Consider the following 26,323-nt stretch of genomic DNA (forward strand, 5'->3'; position numbering starts at 1 on the left):
TTGCTCGCGTCACAGCCCCGTCCCGGTGAGTCGTTAGGACGCGGCCTCTGCCTCTTCCTCTGCTTCGTCCTGGAGTTCGGTCCGGCGAATCTTGCCCGTGACGGTCTTGGGGAGCTCGTCACGGAACTCGATTTCGCGCGGGTACTCGTGTGCCGATAGCTCCTCTTTCACGTGATTCTTGATGGCTTCCGTGAGCTCCTCGGACGGGGTCGCTCCCTCGCTCGGGACGACGTACGCCTTGACGATGTTGCCGCGTTCGGAGTGTGGCTTGGGGACGACGGCCGACTCGGCGACGGCCTCGTGTTCGCCCAGCGAACTCTCGACCTCGAACGGCCCGATCCGGTAGCCCGACGAGAGGATGACGTCGTCCGCCCGGCCCTCGAACCAGAAGTAGCCGTCCTCGTCTTTGTGCGCGAGGTCGCCCGAGAGGTACCACTCGCCGCTCGGCCCGTCGACGAAGCACTTCTCGGTCTTCGCGGGCTTGTTCCAGTACTCGGCGAAGAAACACGGGTAGTCGCCGCGCTCGGCGATCTCGCCGGTCTCGCCCGGCGGGAGCACCTCACCCGTGTCTGGATCGACGATGTCGGCCTCGATGCCGGGGAGCGGTTTCCCCATCGAGCCGGGACGCAGCTCCATCGTCGGGTAGTTGTTGATGATCATGTTGCCGGTCTCGGTCTGGCCGTACGTGTCGAGGATGGTGACCCCGAGTTCCTCCTTGCCCCACTCGACGACGCCGGCGCTGAGGGGTTCGCCGATCGAGAGCGCGTGGCGCAGATCGAGGTCGACGCCCTCGAGGACCTCCGCTTTCTCCCGGAGCATCCGGTAGGCGGTCGGGACCGAGAACAGGACGTTGATGGGGTACTCGTCGAGCAGGTCGGCCCACTCCTCGGGGTCGAACTCGCCCTCGTAGGTGAACAGCGACGCGCCCCAGAACCAGGCACCCAGCGTGTTGATCGCACCCGTCAGCCACCCCAGGTCGCCGGTGCTCCAGTAGAGGTCGCCGGGCTGGAGGTCGACGGTGTACTTCTGTGTCGCCGCGACGCCGGCGATCCAGCGCTGCTTGTGGAGGACGCCTTTCGCGAGTCCGGTCGTCCCCGACGTGTAGTACAGGAGCGCGTCGTCCTCGCCGCCAGTCTCGGCGACCTCGTACTCTTTGCTCGCATCGTCGAGCGCAGTGTTGAAGACGACGTCGTCGGCGGGTGCCCCGCTCCCGCGGTCGACCGTGATGACGTGTTCGACCGACGGCGCGTCGTCGAGCGCGTCTTCGACGGTGTCGCGGTTGTCGGTCGTGGTGACGACGACCTTCGCGTCACAGTCGTCGAGCCGGTAGGAGATGCCGTCGGGGCCGAATCGCTCGTTGACGCTCCCCCACACTGCGCCGCGTTTGAGCGTTCCGACGAGGGCGACGTAGTGTTCCGGAATCCGCGGCATGTACGAGAACACGCGGTCGCCCTGCTCGACCCCCAGGGCTTCGAGCACGTTGGCGAACTGGCTCGACCGATCGGCCAGTTCCCAGAACGTCATGGTCGTGAGCTCTCCGTCGGTGCCGACCTGGTAGAGCGCGACCTTTCCCCGGTCAGTCGCGTGTCGGTCGACGACTTCGTGTCCGATGTTCAGCTCCTCCGGTGCGTCCCAGTCAGCGTCCGCGTAGATGTCGTCCCACGAAAACCGCTCCCTCTCCGCTTCGTAATCCGCCAGATTGTGGCTAGTCACCATACACCACTCCGGATACTAGTTCCCTACATAACAGTATTGGTTAATTGCATTAGCAAAAACAACGAACTAAATATGTGTAGGGTACCTACAACGGAAATCATATGCGCGATGTAATGCGTAAACGATTCCGTTTTCGTAATATAATATATTATATATTTATTGAGTATCACTCACCGTCGATTCTGTGGTCCGAGACGGCGCTTACTGCTCGTTTCCGCGTTGTTGTCCGACGCGGTCGGTCCACATCGCACGTGCGACGTCTCGGATGGCTCGCGGGAACGACTCTTCGAACGTGACGCGTGGGGCGATGTACGTGTCCTCCCAGCGCGGGTCCCAGGCGGCGTTGACGTACAGTCGCGACCCGGTTTCACCGTCCTGACGGTACCTGGGGCGCTTTGCCGCCGGTGCGTCCGGTTCGCTGAACGTCCAGTCGCGGGCCGGGTGGGCCTTCACCCAGATGTCCCCGAGGACGCGGCCGAAATCGTGCGGCGGCACGTCTTCGTCGACGACGACGACCGTGTCGAACAGCGACGAGAACGAAAAGAGGATGTTCGCCAGTTGCCACTCGAACCCGGCGTAGAGGACGTCGCTGGCCACGAAACAGATGCCGAGTTCGGTCTCCGCCGGCAACAGCACCCACTCCACGGGCGAGATTCCCCAGTAGTTGTTGACGCGGTGGAAGAGCGTCGCCGCCGTCGTCAGGCCTGTGAGCTGCAGATCGCCGGCCAGCGGCCGGCCGACGGGCGAAAACGGGACGATCGGATCGTCGGTCGCGACGACGCGTTCGACCGAGAGCGCCAGTGCCGTGCTGTCGACGACGTGTTCCCACGCTTCGCGGCGGTCGGATCGGAAGTCGGGCTGTCGATCGGCGACTGTCGTCTCGACGACCACCTCCGTCGCACTCGGGACGAGCCCCCCGTTCGTCGGTACCAGTGGAACGTCGCCCGCCACGCCACAGGACTGCACTGGCGTGTCGACCTGCTCGGTGACGGCGAGCAGGTAGGCGGCCGTGATCGCGGCCGGTGGGACGCCGAGGGCGATAGAAATCGTCTCGTCGTCGCCCAGTAGCGACGCCAACGCAGTCGGCACGCGAACGCGCAGCTTGTCACCGCTCACGACGGAGCCGTGAATCGGCGCCCAGTGTGACCCGTCACTCGTCGAGACGGACGCGACGCCCAGCGTCAGGCCCGGCCACGTCTCGTCAGCACCGCGTGGGAACTGCAGGTCCTGCACGTCGGCGTCGGTCTGGGACGCTGCCTGGCCCGTGTAGGTCGGCTCTCGTGGTCCGCCGAGCGGTCCGAGCCCGACGATGGTCTCCAGTAGGTCGACGAACGACGCGTCTGGGTCCAATCCGACCCCGAGCGAGAGCCGCGACCACGGTTGGGCGTCACGCCGCTGCATCTGATCCGGCCCGCTGAACGCGCCGCTGACGAGGTCGACGCCGCCGTCCCGCGCGAACTGGAGCGCCGGGCCGCTCGCGCGGAGCCCCTCGGCTGCGATGACGTCGATCGGAACGTCGTCGTGCTCGTCGACCGATACCAGGTCACCGTCGCGGTCCAGTCCGCGGACGTACTGTGCGAACGGAATCATTCGAACTCACCGTCCCGTTCGTCGAGCAGGTCGAATCGGTCCGCAGCCACTCCCGCGTCGACGAGTACCTCCTGGGCGCGTTTGCGGAGGTCGGGCGGATCGCCGTCGTCGCTCTCGTCGCCAGTCGTCGCGTCGATGTACGCTTTCGACGTCTTGGCTTTCGACGTGCCGACGTCGGCACTCCCCTTCTCGTCCGGCGTCTGGTAGATGTTGAGCGGGACTTTCGGCATGTGCTCGACGCCGAACTGGTGGAAGTCCGCGTCCGGGTCGGCGTCCAGGGCAATCGCCGTCAGCACCGCTCGCGGGTCGAGCGGGTCGACGTCGGGGTCGACGAAGACGAAGAAATCGATGTGGAGCATCCCCCACGTGGTGAAGATGAAGTTTGCGAGCTCGTGGAGGTAGCCGGGGTAGGGCTGATCCGTCGCGATGACCCAGACGGTTCGGGACGTGAAGCGCCACGGGACCGCCAGCTCGACGTCGAACCCCGCTGCCCTGAGCCCCAGCGTCGCGTCCGGACCTGCGGCCGCGAGCTGGAGCGTGCTGCTCGAATTCTGGCCGTACCCGACGCCAGTCCCCTCGACGCAGAAGGGTATCCGTGGCTCGCGCCTGTGGGTGATCGCGTCGACTTCGAACACCGGCATGGAGCGCCGTGGCCCGTTCATGTACCCGAAGTAATCGCCGAACGGCCCCTCGTCGAGTCGGTCGTTCGGACGCACGTGTCCTTCGATGACGACCTCCGCCGTCGCTGGGACGTGCAGCCCGCTGGTCTCGCACTCGACGAGTTCGACCGGGTCGTCCTTGAGCCCGCCCGCGAAGGCGGCTTCACTCCGGCCGGTCGGGATCCACATGTCCGCGCTGCACTCGACGGCCGGTTCGGCCCCGACGACGACTGCGACCGGCATCGGTTCGTCCCGCGGCTCGTACTCGTAGTAGTAGAGGTTCGGCACCTGCTCGCCCGCCAACAACAGGAGGCTGGCCTGCGCGTCGTCGTGGATCATCATCCGATGACTCGACCAGCTTCCCCACTGCGCGTCGGGGTCCGGTGCGACGACGGTGTGGAGGTTCGAGTAGCGCCCGCCGTCGCCCTGATGGATGTACGGCCACGGGAACGACAACAGATCGACGTCCGCTCCCGTTCGCACGACCGCCTTGCAGGGTGCGCGATCTCGGTTCACGACCCGGGGCTCCTGCGGGGCCCTGAGCCGGTCGATGACGCCGTCGTAGTAGGCGCGACCGGACAGGCCCGCAGGGAGTCCGATCGCCTGGGCTAACTGGTCCCAGGGACGAGATTGTGGGCCTCGATACGGGTCGCCGACCAGTGTGGTCTCGACTTCTGAGCCCGTGACCGACTCGAACACGGGGATCGGGCCGTCGTTCAGGTTGGCCAGCATCGTGATCGCGCTCGCTTCGAGGTCCCACGACATCGACTCCTCGAAGGCGACGCTCGATCCCGTGGCGTCGAGCAGGTCGAGATACGCACGAAACGAGTCGACAGTCATGCTCACTCCTGGTCGGCGAGGGCGCGGCGGAGCGGATCTGCCTCGAACTCGGTCCGAATCTCTTCGTAGCGCTCGAGCAGGGCCGGCCGCTCCGCAGCGAGGTACTCGAAGGCGATCTCTCTGACGGCGTCCGCTGTCGAGTTGTACTCGCCGGACTCGACGAGATACCGCAGGATGACCTTCAGATCGTCTGATCGCGTGTTGACGATGTTGGACGTCGTCTCCTGTTCGGTCGCGAGCCGACGAAGGAGGTCCTCGTTGATTCCCGCAGCGTCGATCTCGTCGAGTAGTTCGACGTACCACTCCTTACTGACGCTCTCGTGTGGGCCAGCCACGACCGTCAGCGGTTGCGGGTCGGTGAGTTCGTCGGGGTCGCGTGCGACACGCACGCGCGCCTCGAAGATCCGCTTCGTCCGGGCGTCCGTGATCTGGAGCGTCGTTTCCGTGTGCGCGTCGTCAGGCAGATGTTCATCTGCTGTGATGTAGTGGTTCGACATGACGTGCCCTCGCCGTTCACGCAGGTACTGCCTGGGATTCTCACAGGCCAATGGCATATGTGTACCGTGTACGCGGGAGGAAGACTGGCTGCCGATCGTTCCACGACGCATATCTGCGTAATAATTAGTCTGCTAATAAATCATGGTGTATGCCCGGCAGTAGCTACACCGTGGAATAGCGAGCATACACTATCGTCGCCGGAACGAACCGGCGAACTGTGGTTCCGATGCCGACTGCGACTCTGGCCTAACTGGGTCCACCGATCTGGCACTTCCGGTCACCGACCACTCCTCGGACGAGGTCGTCGGGGGCGACCTAGAAGGGGTGGCCGAGACACCTTTTGTTGCGTTCGAATCGTCCTCGGATCGGAACTGCGACGCTCGGCGATCGGCGTCCCCTCGGTAGCCGGCTGGTAGCCGTCTCGCAATCAATCGAGAACAGAGCGGCTTCTACCTCACAGGTCGTCCATTACAAAGGAATTACGTATCCCTTTCAGACGATGAATGTACCGAGGGAAGACTGTTGCGGTCGTTATCCCGGCCTACAACGAGGAGGGGCTCGTTGGGGCTGTTATCGACTCGATTCCAGCGTACGTCGATCGGGTGTACGTCGTCGACGACTGTTCGACTGACAGCACCTGGAAAGAGATCAACGACCGTGTCGAGGGTGTCGACGAACAGCGACTGACGGCGAAGACTGACGGTGGTCGCTTGACCTCACGCGTCGTCCCGATCCGACACGAGACGAATCAAGGCGTGGGGGCCGCGATCAAGACTGGCTACCAGCGAGCACTCACCGACGGCATGGACGTCACGGCCGTCATCAACGGCGACGGCCAGATGGACCCCGACATTCTCGACCGATTCATCGAGCCCATCGTCGAAGGCAACGCGGAGTATACCAAGGGAAACCGACTTCGATCGAGCGAACTCCGGTCGGAGATGTCTACCTGGCGGTTCACCGGCAACGCCATCCTCACGTTCCTCACCAAGATTTCCAGTGGCTACTGGAAGATGACCGATCCCCAGAATGGGTACACAGCGATCTCCCTCGAAGCGCTGGAGGCGATCGATCTTGACTCCCTGTACGACCGCTACGGCTTCCTCAACGATCTCCTCGTCTCGCTGAACGCACACGGCTATCGCGTCGCCGACATCCCCATGAAGGCCGTCTACGGTGACGAGGAAAGCGGCATCCGCTACTCGTCGTTCGTCCCCGGACTCAGTCTCCTGCTGTTCCAAGACTTCCTCTGGCGACTGAAGTACAAGTACTTCGTCACTGACTTTCATCCGCTCGTTCTCTTTTACGTCCTCGGTACACTCGGCACCCTCCTCGGCGTCGGCTACGGTATCTGGGGAGTCGTCGTCGACTCCTCACTGATCGCAGGTGGACTCGCGCTTCTCATCGTCCTTTTCAGCACGACCCTGGTCCTGTTCGCGATGGTCTTCGATATGCAACACAACGAACACCTCGAGTATAAAGTATCGTTCTAGAAAGAGAGTCTCGCTTAGCGGACCGATCGTTACGAGGTCAGTTTCTCAGCTGAGTTGTTGGATTCGACCGACAGGCGCTCCGACTCCAGAGCCGAGACGATCTGTTCTGCTGCGCTCCCGTCTCCGTACGGATTCGGTTTCGCTGCCACGTCGAAGGACCGATCGAGGTTTCGACTGATGGCGTCGGGGTCCGTACCGACGAGGACGTTCCAGCCGCAGGTGACTGTCGCTAACCACGCCGTCCGCTCTCGAAGCGTGACACAGGGCGTATCGAGGTAGAACGCCTCTTTCTGGACGCGACCGGCGTCCGTCGCCACTCGTTCTGCGCCGTCGAGCAGTCGAATGTAATCGAGATAGCCGACCCGATCGATCCGGTTCACACCCTCCGGGAGATCGCTTGCCAATCCGTATCGCTCGAGAGCCTCGTCGAGTCGTGGATGCGACGGCAGGAGAACCGGCCGTGGCGCAGCGCCGAGCCCTTCGACGATCGAACGCAGCCGGTCCCCGTCGTTGATGCTGCTGGCCCTGTGGAGTGCCGCGAGGATGTACTCGTCATCTTCGCGACCGAGCGTGGAGACGATTCCCGACTGCGAGCGTGCCTGCTCCCGGACGATGCGCAAGGCGTCGTACATCACGTCGCCCGTATCGTACACGCCGTCGGTGATCCCCTCGTCTGCGAGGAAGTGTTTGGCCCGTTCGGATGGCACGAACAAGAGGCCCGAACAGTGGTCAGCGAGGACGCGGTTGATCTCGTCGGGCTGGCTCCGATCATCGTCTCGAAGTCCCGCCTCGATGTGTGCGACCAGCACGTCTCGTTTGGCACCGACGAGTGCGCCAGCGAGTGTGGCGTTCGTGTCACCGTAGACGAGGACGACGTCTGGTGCGTGGGTTTCCACGAGATCGTCCAGCGACGAGAGCAACGACGCCGTCTGTTCAGCGTCCGAACGCGACTCGAGACCGAGGGTGACGTCCGGTTCTGGAACGGAGAGCACGTCGAAGAACGATTCGCCCATCTCCTGGGTGTAGTTCTCGCCCGTGTAGACGACGACTTCGTCGTGGTCGTCACGAAGGGCCTGTGACACGGGGAACGACTCGAGCAACTGCGACCGGGCGCCGACGATCGTGAGTACCTTCATTTCGTTCCCACCGTCCCCCCACGTACGTGCGATCCGTTCTGAATATCGATATCTCCTGGCGTCCGTGTTCCCCATGACGAAGCGAAATGACCTATCATATTTTTCACCTTCACGTGCCCGCTGGAACGGTGACGTCCAACCGTCTTTGTTATGTATTCTATAAATCGTGTTCAGGTGTCAGTAGGGGCAATGGCAATACATCGATAGAGAAGCCGTGTAAGCCGATAATTCGATCGAATAGTGTTCCTAACGTCCGCTCCTAGACAGCAACGCGACTCGAGAATCCTCCGTGCGCTGTGACGGGGTGAGTCGAGAGTGGCGGTATAGTGTCGGGATGCGTTATTCGGGTTCCATCCCGAGTGTCTGTGTTCGTCAGACTTCTCAACGGCAGAGAATGACTGTCGGGGTGATTGGCTACTCCTGGACGCTCTCGGAGGCTGAAGACTCGTTTCCGGAGGAATCGGTGACTGTGAGCTGTACGGAGAAGCGCTGTCCGTCGACGTCCTCGATCGCGAAGTAGTCGACGCCGTACGCCACGTCGCCTGAGATACTGGTCTCTGCCGAATCGACGACAGTGCCGCTGTCATTCACTACTTCAACAGTGGCGCTCGCGAGGTCGCCGTCGGGGTCGGACACGTCCCACTCGACGACGATATTGGCGTCGGGGTTCGGTGAGTCGACTTCGACGACTTCGTACCGGTCGATCGTCGGTGCAGATTCGAACTGTCCCAGATCGAGCGGCTCTCCGTCGACGAGGATCGGAGCGTCGCCGGTGACGCTGGCGTCGGTGACTTCCCCCGAGAACAGGTAGCCGTCGATGCCGCCGTTGACGAAGCCGGTGGCAGTCGAGCCGTCGATCTGGTCGCCCTCGCCGAGAGAGCCCACGTCGGGGTTCTCGGCGAGGCCGCCACTGACGGTGAACTCGTAGTCCGTTCGTTCGGCGTCCGTCCCGTCGACGGTCAGCGTTCGGTTCAAACCCAGCGTCTCTGGGTCGACTTCCTCTCCGTCGAGCAGAACGGTTGCATTTCCGTCGACGGTGGCGTCAGTGATCTCACCGGAGAACAGGTAGCCGTCGATGCCACCGTTGACGAAGCCGGTGGCAGTCGAGCCGTCGATCTGATCGCCTTCGCCGAGAGAGCCCACGTCGGGGTTTTCGGCAATCTCGCCGCTGACGGTGAACTGATAGTCCGTCCGGTCGGCGTTCGTCCCATCGAACGTAAGCGTTCGGTCCAGGTCTGGTGTCCCGAAGTCGACTTCCTCGCCGTCGACCAGGATCGTAGCGTTTCCGTCGACGGTTGCGTCGGTGATTTCGCCGGAGAACAGATAGCCGTCGACGCCGCCGTTGACGAAGCCTGTCGCGGTCGCCCCGTCGATCTGGTCGCCTTCGCCGAGAGAGCCCACGTCCGGATTCTCGGCAATCTCGCCGCTGACGGTGAACTCGTAGTCCGTCCGGTCGGCGTTCGTTCCGTCGATGGTGAGCGTTCGGTCCAGGTCGGGTGTCCCGTCGCCACCGTTCGATTCAGAGAATTCCGGCGGGTCCGGCATCTCCCGCTCTCCACGCGCAGCCATCTCCGGTGAGAGCGGGACGCCACCGCCCCCGATGACGTCGGCGGTCGGTTCGTTGCCGAGGTTCGTGAAGTTCACTTCCGCGTTGCTCGTCGACTCCCGCAGACTCGGCGCGTCCGGGTTCACGTCGCAGTCGACCACCTCCAACACCGCTCTGGAGCCCCCGGATCGGCCCGGAATATACCGGGCTTCGAACACCCCGTCCGGGTTGACGTCATCGGGCGAGACGTAAAACGAGGAGTTCTCGACGCGTTGGTCCGGGTAGTGTAGCCCCCAGATGCCACGCGCGTTGCGGTTGTCGGTCGTGCCGGTGTAGACGCCGCGTTCGCCGTTCGGGTCGTTGACGATGCCGACGCAGTTCCGGACGTCCGAGTCGGTAGAGCCGATGCGGAACTGACTGACGGTGTTATCGCGATGATAGGCGTTTTCGATCGTTACCGTGCCGCCGTTCCCACTGTCTTTCCCCATTGCGCTCGCGTAGGCGCCGTTGTTTCCGTATCCTTCGATGTAGGTGTTTCTGATTTTCATCTGTCCGCCGTGGGCGGCGCGAATGTAGATCCCGCCGAGTTCGGTCGACGGCTGTCCGTCGCGTTCTTTCCCGTTGGCCCAGACGTTTTCGATCACGCCTTGGCTCCCTTCCGGAGCCGAAACCTGGAACTGGAACCGGTTGCTGCCGCTGCCGGCTTGCCCCACGCCGACGAACCCGACGTTTCTGACTTCCCAGTTGCGACTGTTCCGCGACCGGATCGTCAAGCAAGCGCCGTCGGCGCTCTGGTCGACCAGGACGTTCGACAACTCCTCGCCGTCGGAGAGGTCGTACACTTCCTTTCCCGTGACCGTCCAGACTTCGTAATCGCTCTCCTGAGTGACCTCAACTTCGCCACTGGCGATACCGGCGGAACTCGTAACTCCAACCGTGGTTGTTGCCGCTGCGATCCCTGTCGCTTTCAACAATGATCGGCGATCCATGGATCGTGAGGATCCATCTCCCTGCCTGTTGTTATTCGAACAGTAGTCACTCTTTTCGGCACAGAAACGTGTTATAGATACTCCTTTATTTCTGGTACAATACTCCTTCTCAGGGGCTTGCGCTGAGAGGACGTTCCCGACTCCACCTGTCTCCCTGGTGATTTCGTGCTCCGTCTCAGTAACTATGGAGAACTTACCACGTATCTATCGAAACTTCTCCAGATTTGCTCATGGGGGCTCGTATTCAAATCTCTGCTCTCATGACCGTTGACGAATAGTAGTTAACGTGTATCGGTGTGGCAACTAAAACGCGTCATGCTGATCGTGAGTTGCGAGAACACGGGACGCGTGGTGCCCGTGACCGCTGTTCACTCCTGGATACTCTCGGAGGTTGCGGACTCGGTTCCGAAGGCATCGGTGACGGTGAGCCGAACGGTGAAGCGCTGGTCGTCGACGTCCTCGATGGCGAAGTAGTCGACGTCGTACGCCTCGGTGCCAGCGACGCTCGTCGTCGACTCAGCGACGACGGACCCGTTCTCGTCGACGATTTCGACGGTGACGGTCGCGAGGTCGCCGTCGGCGTCGGTGACGCCCCATTCGACGACGATGTTGGCGTCGGGATTCGGTGAGCCGACCTCGACGACGTCGTACCGTACGATCGCCGGCGCAGACTCGAACTGTCCCAGATCGAGCGGCTGCTCGTCGACCAGGATCGTGGCGTTTCCGTCGACGGTGGCGTCGGTGATCTCGCCGGAGAACAGATAGCTGTCGACGCCGCCGTTGACGAAGCCGGTGGCAGTCGAGCCGTCGATCTGATCACCGCTACCGAGGCCCCCGACGTCGGGATTTTCGGCGAGGTCGCCGCTGACGGTGAACTCGTAGTCCGTCCACCCGGCGTCACTGCCGTCGATGGTGAGCGTCCGATCCGAAGTGATCCCGTCGGGGTCGACCGCCTGGCCGTCGACGAGGACCGTGGCGTTTCCGTCGACGGTGGCGTCGGTGACCTCACCGGCGAACCTGTAGCCGTCGACGCCACCGTTGACGAAGCCGCTCACAGTCGAGCCGTCGATCTGGTCGTCGCCGTCGAACGAGCCGACGTCAGCGTTGTTTTCGACAGTACCAGAGACGGTAAACTCGTATTCGGTCCAGTCAGCGTCGCTGCCGTCGATCGTGAGCGTTCGATCGAGGGTCGACGTGTCGGTGCTACCGTCGCTTCCACCGTCGGAAGCGGAGAGCTCCGGTGGGTTCGGCATCTCCCGCTCACCCCGGGCGGCCATCTCTGGCGAGGTGGGAACACCGCCGCCCCCGATGACGTCGACCGTTGGACTGTTCTCGATGCTCTCGAGATTCACGTTCGCATTGCTCGTCGAACCCGTCAGTGTTGGTGCATCCGCGTTGGCGTCACAATCAACTACGTCGACCTCGGCTTCGGGGCCGTGGGACCGTCCGGAGATGTAACGTGCTTCGAACACGCCGTCCGGATTGACGTCGTCGGGTGAGACGTAAAACGAGCAATTTTCGACGCGCTGGTTCCGGTAGTGTTTGCCCCAGATACCGCGCGCGTTGCGATTATTGGTCGTGCCGGGGTAGACGCCACGTTCGCCGTTCGGGTCGTTGATGATCCCGACGCAGTTCCGGACGTACGAGTCGGGGGAACCGATGCGGAACTGACTGACGGTGTTGTCCCGGTGGAAACTGTTCTCGATCGCCACCGAGCCGTCGCTTCCGCCGTCCTTTCCGACGGCGCTCGCGTAGACGGCGTTGTTTCCGAAGCCCTCGATATAGGTGTGTTTGACGTCGATGTGTCCTGCGTGCGACGAGCGGACGTAGACGCCACCGAGTTCGGTCGACGGCTGCCCGTCTCGCGCTTTCCCGTTGGCCCAGATGTTCTCGATCAGTCCGTGTCCGCCGGCCGGTACCGAGACCTGAAACTGGAACCGATTGCTGCCGTCACCGACCTGTCCGACGCCGACGAAGCCGACGTTGCTGACTTCCCAGCCGGTTTTGTTCCGCGACCGGATCGTCAGGCAGGCGCCGTCGGCAGTCTGGTCGATGAGGACGTTCGACAACTGCTCGCCGTCAGACAGGTCGTACACTTCCTTTCCCGTGACGGTCCAGACCTCGTAGTCGCTCTCCTGCGTGACCTCGACTGCCGCGCTTGCGAGGCCGATGGAACTGACCGCGCCGACGGAACTTACTGCCGCAGCAGCACCAGTCGCTTTTAATATCGATCGTCGATCGATGTCGCTTTTCGATCTCGTCTCGCGTCTGGAGTCGGCAGAACTGCAGGAAGTCTCGGTGGAATCGTCCGCTACAGCGTCGGTCTCTTCCTCGGGCTGCTCACCTCTATGCGAGTTCGGGCGGTTAGAGGGTTCCTTCTCTGGCGTAGTATCGTCCTTCTCTGGTTCCATATCGTGTTAGGAAAATCCTACTTACAAGAGACATCTTCCTACTTTACTATGTTTAGTTACCAGTTAATAAAAATATAAATCAACTATCGCGCGACTAATTATTACCACGCATTCGGTGGCAAGTCTGGCGAACGAGGTACCGCTTTCAGTTATCGGTCGGGACAAAGTCTGAACGTATTGCTCTGAGAGCCACAGCGGACCGGCTACAGTGGCCAGCGACGGACGGATTAGGTCGAGTCAGTGACGTACTGACGAATGAGTGGCACGTCGATTCCGATTCGGTTTTCGACGAACTCTATCAGTATCTCGTCCTCCGGTTGGAGACAGCCCGTTACCGTAACGACGGCAATTGCAGCGAGTTCGGCGACTGCGACGAATACCACGAGCGGGACGAGCGTCAGCGAGATCTGCGAATCGAGTACGAGAGCGGGCGGGAACAGACAAACAGGGAGAACCACCACGGTTCGGCGGGTCCACCGCGAAAACGGCGAGACGCCGAACTGACGGCTGAGAAATGCGAACACCGCAACGTTGAGGCCGATGAACGAGACTGCTGACGCGACGGCCGCACCGGTGGACCCGTAGCGCGGGATGAGAAACAGGTTCAGGCCGATGTTGAGGACGAACGCGAAAGAGTTCGTAACTAACAGGTAGGTCGTGTGTCCGAACGCCGATAAGGTTTCGCGGCTCCGTCCGAAGGTGGCTCGGGTGAAAAACCCGAGCGCGAGGATCGAGAGCGCAGTCGAGGCCGGCGTGTACTCGGCCCCGAACGTCACGGCGATCACGTCCCGAGAGAACACGACCATCGTGAGAAATCCGGGAAACGTTACAATGTATATCCACTTCGTCGTGACTTTGTAGATCGCATCGACCTCTTCCCGTTTGTTCTCGGCGTCGAGACGCGACGCCATCGGGAGATACATGAATCCGAACGAGGAGAGAACGAGGACGAGCGCGCTCGCGAGCGGAAATGCGGCGTTGTAGAGCCCCACCTGGTAGGACGTGTCGAAGTACCCCAGCATGAGGGTATCAGTACGAGTCAGCAGCCGCGAGAGCAGCGTCGAGATGACGAGTGGTATCGAAAAGGTAAGCATCTCGCGCACGTGCGTTCTCACCTCTCCCACGAGCGGAATCAACCGGTTGAGTAAGACGTGCACGGCAACGAACGTCGTCACAGCGGCGATCAGATAGGCGTATCCTGCGGCGAGGATGCCGAACCCGGCCCACAGAAAGACGACGAGCGCGGCGATCCTGAGCCCGGGATAGAGTAGATCACGCGTGTACGTCCGATAGAGCGTGTTCTCGAACCCCCGTATCGCACCGATACCGACCTGCATCCCGATGACGAACGGAATCGCTACCGCGAACAGGAACAGCAATCCCGTCGAGTCAGCCTGTTCGAAGAGCAGTCCGACGACTGTCTCGGTCTCGACGGCGAGTCCGATCGCGACGACACTGCCGATCACTCCAGCGATGAGAATCCCTGTTACCCAGGCACCACGAATGTCACGAGCGTCATCGTATCTGGAGATGTATCGGGGGACTCCCTGGCGTAAGCCGACGAGTGCTACAGTGGTCGAGATCATCACCACCGCGAGACCGATGCTGACTTCGCCGTATGCCTGGGGCGTCAGCATCTGGGCAATGATGATCCGTTCGCCCAGCTTCGAGACCGAAAAGAGCAGTTGGCCGACCAGAATGAGCGAGGCGCTCGACAGGAGCGTCGAGATGTTGTCCTCGTCGATCGACATCAGAGATACCCGAGATCCTCGAGGCGAGCTTCGACCTGGTCATCGTCGTCGGTCGTCACCGTTCCCGTCCCGTACTGGAGGTCGGCATACGGACGCGTCTCGTGTGACGTGGTGAGGAGGGAGGGCGGTATCGACCCGGTCATCCGTTCAGGAACTGGGCATCCAGCGAGTGCCAGTACCATCGGCGCAACGTCGGTCAACGATAGCTGTTCAGTGTCACTCTGGGCGGCGAACGCGGGACCAGCACCGATAAATACGCCGTCGGATTTGTGGTTGTGCTTGTCGATCGAAATGAACTGCTTGCCCAGGAGGTTCGTTGCGACAATGTGGTTCATCCCTGCCGGTTGGAACAACACGTCACACGCCTCTCCAGCGTACGGACCGTCGTAGACCTCCTCGCGGCGCTTCACCCACTCGAACGCCGGTTCGCCGTTCGGTGTCCGCACCCCAGAGAGCGTCTCGATCACGTCGTCGCGGACGGATTCGTACTGCTCGGGCGGTACGACGCCGTCTGGCTCACGTCCCTCGACGTTAATACGAACGCCGAGTTCCGGGCCGCTCCGACAGTACGCCCGGGAATCGGACCAATCTACGTGGCGAGCGAGCGCGTCAGTGTGCGCGGGGAGGAGACGGCGGAGCGATTCACCGACGCCGACCCGTTGAGCAATCGTGTAAACGTCTCCCGGCTGGATGCCGACGCTCCCGAGGGCGGTCGCGAGCCCCGACATCGCGCGGGTGGCGACTGCGGACGACTCCTCCTCGCCGTCGGTATCGTTTGCAAGTCGGTGCTTACTGTCGCCGAACATCGGGGTTTCGCCGTCGTAGGTCTCTTCGACGAAGCCGGCTTCCCGAAGTATTTCGTTGATATAGATGTTGTACCCGCGCGTGGGACCGATACCGTGGTCTGAGCAGACGATCACGTTCGCGTCTTCGTCCACCGTCTCGAGTATCGTTCCGAGGAACGAATCGGCCGCTTCGTAGACGCGGCGGAACGCCGTCCGGTCGTCGAACTGGTGAAATACGGTGTCGGTCTTCTGGACCTGCAGGATCGCAACGTCCGGTTCTCGCGTCTGCAGCAGCGTTCGGGCGGCACGCCGTCGGAGATCGATCAGGTCGACGTAGCTGCGGAGCATCTCGTCGTCGGGACTCCCCGTCTCGTCAGTCGCGTAAATTCGGTACGTCTCACCCAGAGCGTCGGTCAGTTCGGATCGGATCTCGCGGGGGTACCCGACCGCATCTTCTGGCGCCAGATACCCTGGCACGATCGCGCCGTCGATCGCGTCTGCCGGATGCGTGACCGGCATGTTGAGGACGACTGCCGACACTCCTTCGTCAGTCAGATAGTCCCATATCGCCGGGGCCCGAACGTCCTTCCGGGAGATGAGATCGGCTTCGTTCGGATACCCGTTCTCGAAGTCGAAAAACGAGTACACCCCGTGGTGGCTCGGGTCGACTCCGGTGTACAGTGACGGCCAGGCGCTCCCGGTCCACGGGGGAAACGTCGATCGGAGCGACGCCGAGGCACCTCGTTCCCGGAGCGAATCGAAGTTCGGGAGATCGAACGTCTCGAGGTATTTCCGTGACAATGCATCGAACCCGAGGACGACTGTCTGTGTCGAGCACCGACTCATACTTGTTCGTCTGCCGGTCGTGCTGGACCGAACTGCTGGGGACGATTGTCAGACATTGCCAGTTGCTGCGTAGTTGTTGCCCGATCCCTGCCTTTGTTATAGAGATCATTACCTCTCAGCCACGAGCGACCCGTCCTCCGGACGAATCGCTACGAGATCTATCGCCCTGCAGTTGTCCCGGTGTACTGCGTGTTCTGTCCGTCACCGCTGATCGTTTGGAACGAAACTGGGCAGCCAAGAGAAGAGATGCTCGCCTCAGTTGTCCCAGACTTCAAGGTCGCCGACTGACGTTCCGAGCTGTTCGAGCACGAGGTATTTGCTCCCGCTCGACCCGTTGCTTTCGTCGACGACGGTCGAACCGAGGCCGCCACTCGCGTTGCTCTGCTTTCGCCAGAGAAAGTTCATCCCCGCGTTCGGACCGATGTACCAGGATTCCGCGTAGCCGTCCCCGTCTGCGTCGGAGTACTTCGCGTAATCCCAGTTCGTTCCCCATTCGTAGAGTTCGTTCCGCGCTCCCTTGTTCGCGTACCAGAGCCAGTCCGATTCGGGGCCGGGTTGCGTAACGAGATAGAACTTGTTTCCGTTGACCATGTTCTTCTTCGCACCGGTACTGTCGTTCGTTTCGACGAACCGGGTCGCGTTCACGGCGTAGCCCTTGATGATGTTGCTGTTGACGTGACCGCCCCTGGTCGTGCTACCGCCTTCACGGTGAAGATACGCGAAGCGCCGTCCACCTGTACAGTTGTGCGCAATGAAACAGAAGTAGACGTTTCGGTTGTGTTTCGTCGCGTCGTAGTTGTTCGACTGCCGTTCTCTCGCGCCGTGAAGCTCGATACACGTACCCTGTCCGGGAGTCATCTCAGACCAGCCGCCGAAGACTGTCCAGAGCGGCACCGATCGGTTCGTTCCGAAGCTCTCGTCGAACTGCTTGGGAAAGACGTGGAAAATCGACGACGAATACCCGTTCAAATGCGACGTCCGTACATACGGGTTGTAAATCTGACTCTGCGTGTGGAGCTCGAAGACGTTCACGTCCTTCTGGGGTTTGATCTGTGCCCCGGTACAGTCGAGGGAGACGCCCGGCGGGACCTCGATCGAGTTCGTGATTTCGTATGTTTCGCCGGCCGCGAGGCGGACGTAGCCGACCGGGCCGCTCGCTGCATCGGTGAGGGTTTGCTGGAGTTCGCCGGGTCGAGCGAGATGGGTGCCGTTGCCTGATTGGGTCTTCGATTGCGCGATGTTGAGCGTCCCGTCCTCGATCGTCGCGTCGAGTCCCGGTCCGATGTCGATGCTCGAGATGGTAGTCGACTCGCCGTTCGGTCCGACGGCGTCGAGTCCGGCGTCAACGGAGACTTGCTTCCCCGAGAGATCGAGAGAAAGGTTCTCCCTGAAATTGAGCGTGCCAACGTTGTCCCTGACCTTTGATTCGCCGTTCGTTATCCGCAGATTCGACGGCGAACCGTCAGTGAGCGACGAGGCGTCAGAAAACTGCGTTCCCGCAATGCCGGCCATGCCAGCGATACCCAGCGCCCCGAGTAGATTCCGCCGCGTCGTCGAATCTGTCAGCGCTGCTCTGAGTTCTTCACGGACGATTTTCCGAACTTCTGTCTCGGAGACTTCGTCTTTTCCGTTAGATTTGTCTGACATAGTATATCTTTTGGCGGCATAGAAGCACGGCTAACTCTTTGTTAGTGGCCGTTTACAACCGTTCCCAGCGACTACAGACGGTGTCTATCCCGGTTTATGAATACACTGCGACTGTCTTAGATCACATATTGCAGTTACAAATCACGTAACTAGATTTACGTAGGTTCGTACCGATCTGTCGGCAGAAATCCACATTTCGAACCCCCTGGTTGTGCACCACAGTGAGAGTAAAAACTGTGTAACAAAATAGCAGAGCAGTCGAATATGAGACAACAGGTTGTAACTGAGATTTATGAGAGTGAGTCGGATATCCAGTCGGGTGCTGCTTCTCATCGGGTTCGGTGCGCTTTCGATTGCGGCGGTAGTCGCGCACCGAGCTCCAGCAACGGGATACGAACTCTCGCTGTACAGCGCGACACCGACCCTGGTGTGGCTCTGTCTTGCCGTGGCCTTCTTCACTTCGCTCGTCAGTAGCGTCACCACTTCGTCACGCTATCTACGGGGTTCCGCGCTCGTCCTGGGCGGTGCGACGACGTTCACTGTCGTTGCCTTACCGGTTCTCCGCGGCTACTACTTCTATGGGTCAGCCGATCCGATGACGCACCTCGGCTGGGCGAAAGACATCTCGTCCGGCGTCCTCGACCCCGCGAACCTCTTCTATCCCGGCTTGCACACGGCGGCGGTCATCCTCCACGAAACGCTCGGCTATTCCCTTCGTCTCGGCATTCTCGTGGCCATTCTCTGTTTCACAGCGATCTTTCTCGTTTTCGTCCCGCTGTGTGTGCGGTACGTCACCGGTAGCGAGAGAGCGACTGTCGTCGCTGCCTTCAGTACGTTCCTCTTGCTCCCGATCAACAATATCAGTATGTTCCTCCGAGCGCATCCGTTCTCTCAAACGCTCTTCTTTTCGGCACTCGTGTTCTATCTGCTGTTCAAGTTCCTGACTGAAGAGACGACTGGGAGCAAGCTGACTCCGATCGCGGTGATTCTGGGGGTTGCATCGGTCGCAACCGTCATCTACCATCCGCAACTGTCGGTCCACCTTCTCGCGGTGTTCGCGTCGGTCACGGTGCTTCAGTATCTCTACAGACTTCGTGGGACGGATCATGCGATCACGTCACACCGGTCGATGCTCGCTCATACGCTGCTGTTAGCTGGCGCAGTCGTCGCCTGGATCACCGGTCGGCCGGCCTTTCGCGCCCAGATCGAGTCGATTTCCCTCGCCGCTCAGGGGTATCTACGTGGAAACCCACCGACACCAGGGGGACGCGTCGCGAGTCAGGGGACGTCGATCACTGCGATCGGCGGGAGTTTACCGGAGATGTACCTGAAGCTCTTTCTGCCCACGACTGTGTTCGCGGTACTCGCAGGGGTCGCGGTTCTCGCGAGCTACACCTCCTGGATCAATTTCCGGAGCGAGCACGATGCCGTTGTCCGGTACTTCGTGCTGAGTGTTCTCGGCGTGTTACCGCTCTTCGTCCTCTATTTCGCCGGCAGCATCGCCGAGATGTATTTCCGCACCTTCGGGTTCATCGTCCTGTTGCTGCTTATAGCCGGAGCGGTATCGCTCTTTAACGTCTTCGAGGGCGTTGCAGACAGATACGGGTCGACGACGTTCGCGCTCGGTTTCGTCGTCCTGTTCGCTGTTCTGACACCTGTCTCACTGGCGACGGCGTACCAATCACCGTACATATACAAGGCGAACCAACACGTCACAGAAAGCCAGTTTTCCGGCTACGAAGCCACGTTCGAGTACGGCGCTGACGGCATCGACGTGACTTCGCTCCGTCAGTCTGCAACCCGCTACAGCGACGGCGTGGAAGGGTACCAAAACAGCGGGAGATACGATCGCTCTATTTCGGGGACGAACTTAACGCAGTTAGATGCGGCCGCAGAGAAGCCGATGTACGTCGTGTTGTCGACGTACGACGTGCAACGGGAGGTGAACGCGTATCGGGAACTGCGATACTCCCGAGCAGAATTGAACGCGGTCGAGAACCAGCGTGGCGTCGATCGAGTGCTCACGAACGGCGATCTCCGCCTCTACCTCGTCGGTGGAAACGAAACGCAGACTGGACAACAGTGAGAGTACACGTCGCCGCTAACGATCGGATTCTCGCGACCAGCGGTCGGCAACTGTTCAGTGGCCGCGATCCGGACAGCCTGTCCAGGTGCGGCGGAATCCCTCGCGATCTGGCGACAGAGGGGGTGAAAAACACGCTCGTGACTGCCCGACCGTGGAAATCTCTCCTCGAAGGAATCGTCGGTCAGTTCCCGACGGTGAACGTCTGGTCGGTGACCGAAGCCGATCTGATCGCCACCCTCGGACGGTACGTCTATCGATCGCCAGACGGGGGACGAACGTGGAGACAGACCCTGGAACTGCCGCCGTCATCGGGGCAGATGGGTGTGCTTCCCTCGGCCGTCGCGGTCGCGGACGGGACGGTGTATCTCGGAGAGTATCCGCTCGACAGCGACGCGTCTCCGCGGCTGTTAGCGTCGACCGACTGCGGTGCCACGTGGACGACTGCCCACCGGTTTCCCGACGTGAGACACGTCCACTCCGTGCAAGTTGATCCGTACGACGACGGGCTCTGGCTCACGACTGGTGACGTCGATCGCGCGTGTCGGCTCTACCGCTATCGTCCGCAGGACGGACAGCTCCGAGTTGTCGGCGGCGGAAGCCAATCGTGGCGGGCCGTCGAGTTGGCTATCACAGCGGATGCGATTCTCTGGGGGATGGACTGCGTGTATTCGGATGTCAACCGCGTCTACCGGCTGCCACGCAGCGAGCTCGGCACGTCGTCGCCGACGCCCGAAGTAGTGCATACGTTGCCGTCGTCGGTGTTCTACGCCGCAGTCCTCTCCGTCGACGACGAATGGGTCGCCTTTTCGACGGCCATCGAAACTGGTGGTGATAGCACTGCGCCGGACGCTGGCGGCGGCAGTACTGACGACGAGGCGGTCGTCGTCGCGAGTTCGTCGGCGTCGAATTACAGCGAGTGGTACGAGCTGAAACGATACCGGAAACGGCGCTGTCTTTCCGACTCCCAGACGCTCGGTGAGTTCCTCCCGAACGCGAACGCGTACGTCTTCCTCCACGCCTCGCCGGAGCGTGGGTTCGTTCTCAACCCCTGCAACACACGGCGTGACGACGGGCAGATCGTTCAGATCCCGCCGGAGAGATTCTTGACCATTTACGAGAGGTATCCCAGGTCCTGAAGCTGTGATTCGAGCCCGGACGCGATTTCTTCGTCGTCTTCGCTGCGGTCGGTCGTCGCCGCCCTGGCATCGACCGCCTTCTCCCGTTTAGAGAGACGGGTCTGGAGCGTTCGAAGGCGGTCAGTGTCGACGGCAGACGCTCGCTGTGCCGTTTCAGTCTCACCGTTTCCGTCGAGGACGTATTCGCGGCCGTCTTCACATCTCGCGAGAGCGAGATCGGTGGCATTCAGCGAACGCCAGCGCGTGATCGACGTCGATTCACTGGCCGTGTGCGGTAGAAAGTCCTCGGTCAGTGCGTAGCCAGTCTCCGTCGTGAGCGCGTCCTCGTCCATGGTTTCCATCGCAGCATGGAGGTTCGTCAGTTCGACCGGATCAGTGACGCGTTTGCCCTCTGTCTGGCCAGGCCATTTCACAACGAGTGGGACGTTGACGTTGATGTTTCTGAGGTAGTGCGGCGGCGTCTCGTTGCGATCGAACTCGCCGAGCGTCTTCCCGTGGTCGGCACAGATTACGAGGAGGGTCTCGTCGAGCGTGCCCTGCTCACGCAGCGTTGCGAGAAGCCGTTCCAGTTGCCCGTCCTGGTAGCGAATGCTCGCGTCGTAGAACTCGTGAACTCGCTGCTGTTCACGGCCGTCCAGTTCGCGTTGCCCCATGACGTAGGCGAGTAGCTTCGTATTGAGGACCCGTTTGGACACCGCATTTGGCGGTTGCAGCCCGAGCCGTTCGAAACCGCTGTCAGGTGGGTAGTACGGGCTGTGCGCCTCCATCAGGTTGAGGAACGTGAACGTCGGTGCACGCTCGTTCTCACGAATCCACGATTGCGCGCGGGAAACCAGATTCTCCGTGAAGAACCGTCGTTTTACCAGCACGAGCGGCTGCTGGATCGCGCGTCCGAGCAGTGAGTGACACCTGTCATAGGCGAGGTCGCGCGTTCTGTCCGGCTCTCCGCTGGAAACCTCGAGATCCCACTCGACGAACCGGTCGAACCCGCGATTGAGATCCGAAAGTTGCCCGACCCAGGGATTGTTCGAATACCCAGCAGTTCGGTATCCGTCCTCGCTGAACGTTTCGGCGATCGTCTCGTGTTCTGCCGGAAGCGAGAGCGACGAATCAGTGAACCCGTTCGTAATCCCGTGCTCGCTGGGATACAGTCCCGTAAACATCGAGCAGTGGGACGGCAGCGTCCACGGTGCGGGCACGTATGCGTTCTCGTAGACCGTCGCCCGCTCGGCGAGCGTATCTAGTGCTGGCGTCGTTTGGCGATCGTAGCCGTACGTCGACACGTGATCTTTCCGGAGCGAATCGAGGACGACGAACAATACGTCCGGCATCTCGTCCATGGCCAGCCATGTCAGGCGATCAAGCTTTGTTATATCCGAACTACTGGCCGCCAGTTTGCTAGTTTGATTCCGTCGTCAGCCAGCAAGTTGGCGGCGATAGATCGCGAGCAGTTCGTCGACGGTCTGCGTCCAAGTGTACCGGTCCTCGATCCGTCGGCGGTTCTCACGTGCCATCTCGGCGAGTTGCTCCGGCGAGGCCAGTAGCGATTCGAGCGCGTCTGCAAGCTTCTCTTCACTACCGGGTGGCACGAGGACGCCAGCGTCGTCATCGATTACCTCGGGGATCGAACCAACGGGCGTCGACACGATCGCGTTTCCGGCGGCCATTCCTTCGAGTATCGCAATCGGAAGCCCCTCAGCGTAGGTCGGAAGCACGAACACTGACCCACCGCGCAGCAGGTCTCGCTTCTCTGATTCCGAGACGTACCCGTGGTAGGTAACGGACTCGGCGTCCGCCGCGAGTTGTTCGACGCGGCCAGACAATGGGCCGTCGCCAGCGATATCCACTGCCACCGAGTCGTCGGTCCGCGCGACCAAGTGATCGATGGCGTCGACGAGTTCGGTGACGCCCTTGCGTTCGATGAGATTCGAGATGAAGACGATTCGAGGCGGATCGGCGTCGAACGCCGCCCGATACTCCGATACGTCGACGGCGTTCGGCAGGACCGTAATTTTCGACTGCTCGACGCGGTCTGTCAGGACGCGCTGCCAGTAGTTGGACAAGACGATGACCTCGTCCGTGGCGGCGAACACGGCTGACTGAAACAGTGCGAGGGGATACGATGCGGTCTCGACGAACTCGTCGAACGACGACCCGTGCACGTGGAGGATGACGGGGACGTTCCAGACGTATTTCGCATAGAGGACGTAAAACGACGAGCGGACGAACGAGAACTGATGGGACGTGTGGACGTGGACGATCTCGGGTGGTCGTCGCCACGGGAACCGGAGCATCGCTACGAATCCGAGAACGAGACCCCGAAGGAACCACAGGACACCGCTCCCGGACGGCGGCATTCCCATTCCGTAGGTCGAAACCGAGATCCGGTCTTCCAGCCGCGACGCCTGGTTGTCGACGTACTGATTGACGCCGCCACCGCCGAACGTTCCCACGATCAGTAACTCCACGTCCTCGTTGAGAGCGCGCTCCTCGTCGCGGTCGTGTACACGATGGCTGGACGGCGACGCAGTCGATCCACTCCTCGCTGACGTCTGTGAGCTGTCGGTAGTAGACATCGAAACTAGTTTTCTCCAAGCCCCTCACGTCACTCGGGCCACCACTCAGCTACACAACCAGTTCGTTTTGTTATGGCGTATCTACGGCCAGGACGGAGACGCACGCCGTCAGTTTCGGACCGTCGGCGAGGAACGACCACTCCGTTCCTGAGGACTACGTCGAGCGCGTGACGTTCACCCACAGATAGGTGTGGCGATAGGAATTCTGTATCGTGGGCGTCGTCGGTGGCGAGCCGGCATAGAGGAGATACGTGAGCCGGAGATCGTCGCCGGCCATTCGTGGCGTGACCGTATGCGAATCGTAGACGGATTCGTTCGGATCGAGGGTGTATTCGAGTGTCTCGATGGACTGCCGTTCCTGGACGGTTAGTTCCCCGTCCGTCTTTTCGACGCGCTGGAGTTGAACGACGACGGTGTACGTCGTTCGCTTTCCCTCCTTGTTGACGACGTTCGCGACGAGAGAGCGCGGTTCGCCGGTGTCCATCGTCTGCGGATACCCAGCGGTTGTGTAGTCGTCGCTCTCGTTCGTCGTCAGCAACTGGAACTGCGTGTAGGATTCCCCCGAAGTCGGCGTGACTAGGCCGAGGCCGAGGCTCGTAAACGCCAGAACGATCCCCAGTGCAAGGACGACGTTCAGGATCGCATCGAGCGCAGACGGAGCACGTACGGTTGCAGTTCGCACTTCATTCAGCCACTGGTCAACGGGGAGCCGAAAACGCTCACTGGGACCGACCGACAATCGCCGTACGGCTGCACTGAGCGTGAGAACAACGACGGTCACGGTGAGTATCTGGATGATCTCCGTTCCATCCAGTGGCAACCCCACGACCGAAAGGCCGATCCCGAACAACGGGAGGAGCGCGATACTCAGCCCGAACGAAAGCGCAACCCGTTCCACGAGGCCGAGACCGTGAGTGGTTCCCCTTCCCGCATTATTACCGAACGGAATGATACCTGCTGGAACCGATTCGTTCTTTTTCGGGAAGAGGGCAGCGACCAGCGCATATCCGGGAAAGAACAGCAGGATCGGCATGCCGACGACTGTTCGTATCGGACGAGCAGTTGCGTCCTGCAGTAAGAGGGCGTCACCGAGAGCGAGATAGATGAGGAGGAGTACCAGATCCGTCGGTACTGCCCGCACTGAGTCGCGGACTGTCTCCCACCAGTGACCATCAGATAATGTGGTCATGCTTTCTGATCACGCTGTCTCGACCGCTGCACCCACGTATAACGAATCCTCATTGTGTCTCGACGTTCCCCCGATCAGTTTCGTGATCGGGTTGAGTTGTCATTGTTATATCCTGTTTACGCTGATCCGAGAGCCATCTTCGGCTCCCTGCTCAGACAGTTCTGTGTGAACGATCGAGACTCACTCTCGTCGAAACGAGTCGGACGTACCCCTGAAAGGACATAGCAACGGAGTATGAATTCTCTACTGATGATTTCGACACGACCTAACAAAGTATCGATACCTGTTAGCAACCCGTATGCGATACGTGATCCTGACCAATACGCCTGCGCACGTACATCTGTATAAATTTGCGATCCGGCGGCTCCAGGCCGACGGGCACGACGTGAAAGTTCTCGCCAGGGATTACGGTTGCACTGTCGAACTGGCGGAGGCGTTCGATCTGCCGTACACGATCTACGGGAGCTGTGACACGAACAAAGCGTCACTCGTCACGAACCTCCCGTCTCACTACCTGAACATTATCAAGGAAACGCTGCGCTACGATCCCGACCTGATTTTCGGGATGGGAGCATACGCGGCGCACGCGGGGGCTGTGTCTAGAACGCCGACGATTTTGGTGCTCGACTCCGAGCCGACGCAGGTAGACCATCTCGTCTCGAAGCCGTTTGCAGACGCGATGCTGACACCGGATTCGTTCCGCCGCGTTCTCGGACCGAACCACTACGCGTTCCCCGGATTCAAAGAGTGTGCGTATCTCCATCCCGAGATCTTCGAGCGAGACGACGACATCCGGTCTGCCCTGAGGATCGGCTCGGAGCCGTTCGTTTTGCTCCGGTTCAACGCTTTCGGCTCCCACCACGACGTCTCCAAAGGAGGGTTCACGTCAGCGCAACGCCGACAGTTAATTCGCGATCTTGCCGACCACGCGACGGTATTCGTTTCAGACGAGGGGAACGAATGTCCCCTCGAAAACCTCCCCGCACGCCCGTTCAATCTGCCACCTGAACGCCTTCACGACGCGTTAGCGGAAGCCTCGCTGTTAGTCGCGGACACGCAAACGATGGTGACGGAAGCCGCACTGCTGGGGACGCCCGCCATTCGGTCGAACTCGTTCGTCGGCGACGACGACATGGGTAATTTCATCGAACTCGCGCGTCGAGGCCTCGTCGATAACCTCGCGACGTTCTCGAACGTGCGCTCCCGTGCACTGGAGATTCTTCAGCAGGACGGCGTACAGAAGCAGTACCAGCAACGACGCCAGCGTCTCTTCGAGGAGAAGGTGAACCTCACGGACGTCCTCGTCGAGGTGGCCACGAATCACGAGCAGTTAGAGCGAGTGAGCGCTCTCTCCCGGGACTGGGAGCGCCCGGACCCGGGTCAGGAATCAGAGACAGCGGTGGAACCGGAAAAACTGTCGCCGTAGAGC

At 61.0% G+C, this 26,323-nt stretch carries 17 protein-coding genes; 4 read left to right on the forward strand and 13 right to left on the reverse strand.

Translation table 11 applies throughout. The annotated features are described in order from the left end of the window. Positions 1 to 33 precede the first annotated feature (33 nt). The 4 genes from MU553_RS21440 to MU553_RS21455 all read right to left on the reverse strand — a co-directional run bounded on the left by MU553_RS21440 (position 34) and on the right by MU553_RS21455 (position 5,302). Positions 34 to 1,716, reverse strand: a complete 1,683-nt coding sequence (locus MU553_RS21440) for an acetate--CoA ligase (RefSeq protein WP_247381481.1) — start codon at positions 1,714 to 1,716, stop codon at positions 34 to 36. 201 nt (positions 1,717 to 1,917) lie between these two features. After that, positions 1,918 to 3,306 carry a UbiD family decarboxylase gene (locus tag MU553_RS21445; protein ID WP_247381482.1) on the reverse strand — a complete coding sequence of 463 codons (1,389 nt, stop codon included), beginning with the start codon at positions 3,304 to 3,306 and terminating at the stop codon, positions 1,918 to 1,920. Further along, positions 3,303 to 4,805 (reverse strand): UbiD family decarboxylase, encoded by a 1,503-nt coding sequence (locus MU553_RS21450; RefSeq protein WP_247381483.1) that lies wholly within the window; start codon positions 4,803 to 4,805, stop codon positions 3,303 to 3,305. The genes MU553_RS21445 and MU553_RS21450 overlap by 4 nt, the downstream gene beginning before the upstream one ends. 2 nt (positions 4,806 to 4,807) lie before the next feature. Continuing rightward, a complete protein-coding gene (locus MU553_RS21455; protein WP_247381484.1) occupies positions 4,808 to 5,302 on the reverse strand; it encodes a ubiD operon protein in 495 nt (164 codons plus the stop codon). Between the two features lie 504 nt (positions 5,303 to 5,806). On the opposite strand from MU553_RS21455, the gene MU553_RS21460 reads away from it, so the two are divergent. Next, complete coding sequence (locus MU553_RS21460) at positions 5,807 to 6,796, forward strand: glycosyltransferase family 2 protein (RefSeq protein ID WP_247381485.1); 990 nt, start codon at positions 5,807 to 5,809, stop codon at positions 6,794 to 6,796. A gap of 29 nt (positions 6,797 to 6,825) precedes the next feature. Here the strand turns inward: MU553_RS21460 and wecB are convergent, their stop codons facing one another. The 6 genes from wecB to MU553_RS21490 form a co-directional block, all read right to left on the reverse strand. Beyond that, positions 6,826 to 7,932, reverse strand: coding sequence for a non-hydrolyzing UDP-N-acetylglucosamine 2-epimerase (gene wecB / locus MU553_RS21465; protein ID WP_247381486.1), 1,107 nt, complete (start codon positions 7,930 to 7,932; stop codon positions 6,826 to 6,828). Between the two features lie 414 nt (positions 7,933 to 8,346). Further along, positions 8,347 to 10,467 carry a hypothetical protein gene (locus MU553_RS21470; protein ID WP_247381487.1) on the reverse strand — a complete coding sequence of 707 codons (2,121 nt, stop codon included), beginning with the start codon at positions 10,465 to 10,467 and terminating at the stop codon, positions 8,347 to 8,349. Positions 10,468 to 10,835: 368 nt separating this feature from the next. Further along, on the reverse strand, positions 10,836 to 12,878 hold the full coding sequence (locus tag MU553_RS21475) for a hypothetical protein (RefSeq protein WP_247381488.1): 2,043 nt from the start codon (positions 12,876 to 12,878) through the stop codon (positions 10,836 to 10,838). A gap of 227 nt (positions 12,879 to 13,105) precedes the next feature. After that, the gene (locus MU553_RS21480) at positions 13,106 to 14,629 is read right to left on the reverse strand and encodes a flippase (protein ID WP_247381490.1); all 1,524 of its coding nucleotides are present in this window, start codon (positions 14,627 to 14,629) and stop codon (positions 13,106 to 13,108) included. Continuing rightward, positions 14,629 to 16,260, reverse strand: coding sequence for an alkaline phosphatase family protein (locus MU553_RS21485; protein ID WP_247381491.1), 1,632 nt, complete (start codon positions 16,258 to 16,260; stop codon positions 14,629 to 14,631). Before MU553_RS21485 ends, MU553_RS21480 begins: the two co-directional genes overlap by 1 nt. Positions 16,261 to 16,515: 255 nt before the next feature. Beyond that, positions 16,516 to 17,907, reverse strand: a complete 1,392-nt coding sequence (locus MU553_RS21490) for a hypothetical protein (RefSeq protein WP_247381493.1) — start codon at positions 17,905 to 17,907, stop codon at positions 16,516 to 16,518. Positions 17,908 to 18,226: 319 nt separating this feature from the next. On the opposite strand from MU553_RS21490, the gene MU553_RS21495 reads away from it, so the two are divergent. After that, positions 18,227 to 19,993 carry a hypothetical protein gene (locus MU553_RS21495; protein WP_247381495.1) on the forward strand — a complete coding sequence of 589 codons (1,767 nt, stop codon included), beginning with the start codon at positions 18,227 to 18,229 and terminating at the stop codon, positions 19,991 to 19,993. Positions 19,994 to 20,130: 137 nt separating this feature from the next. Continuing rightward, positions 20,131 to 21,129, forward strand: coding sequence for a WD40/YVTN/BNR-like repeat-containing protein (locus tag MU553_RS21500; protein WP_247381497.1), 999 nt, complete (start codon positions 20,131 to 20,133; stop codon positions 21,127 to 21,129). On the opposite strand, the gene MU553_RS21505 is transcribed toward MU553_RS21500, so the two are convergent. The 3 genes from MU553_RS21505 to MU553_RS21515 form a co-directional block, all read right to left on the reverse strand. Continuing rightward, positions 21,105 to 22,460, reverse strand: a complete 1,356-nt coding sequence (locus tag MU553_RS21505) for a sulfatase (RefSeq protein WP_247381499.1) — start codon at positions 22,458 to 22,460, stop codon at positions 21,105 to 21,107. The genes MU553_RS21500 and MU553_RS21505 overlap by 25 nt on opposite strands. 84 nt (positions 22,461 to 22,544) lie before the next feature. Further along, the gene (locus tag MU553_RS21510) at positions 22,545 to 23,705 is read right to left on the reverse strand and encodes a glycosyltransferase family 4 protein (RefSeq protein ID WP_247381501.1); all 1,161 of its coding nucleotides are present in this window, start codon (positions 23,703 to 23,705) and stop codon (positions 22,545 to 22,547) included. Between the two features lie 154 nt (positions 23,706 to 23,859). Then, positions 23,860 to 24,846 (reverse strand): DUF1616 domain-containing protein, encoded by a 987-nt coding sequence (locus tag MU553_RS21515; protein ID WP_247381502.1) that lies wholly within the window; start codon positions 24,844 to 24,846, stop codon positions 23,860 to 23,862. A gap of 346 nt (positions 24,847 to 25,192) precedes the next feature. On the opposite strand from MU553_RS21515, the gene MU553_RS21520 reads away from it, so the two are divergent. After that, a complete protein-coding gene (locus tag MU553_RS21520) occupies positions 25,193 to 26,320 on the forward strand; it encodes a DUF354 domain-containing protein (RefSeq protein WP_247381504.1) in 1,128 nt (375 codons plus the stop codon). Positions 26,321 to 26,323 lie beyond the last annotated feature (3 nt).

Source organism: Halorientalis brevis, from assembly GCF_023077655.1.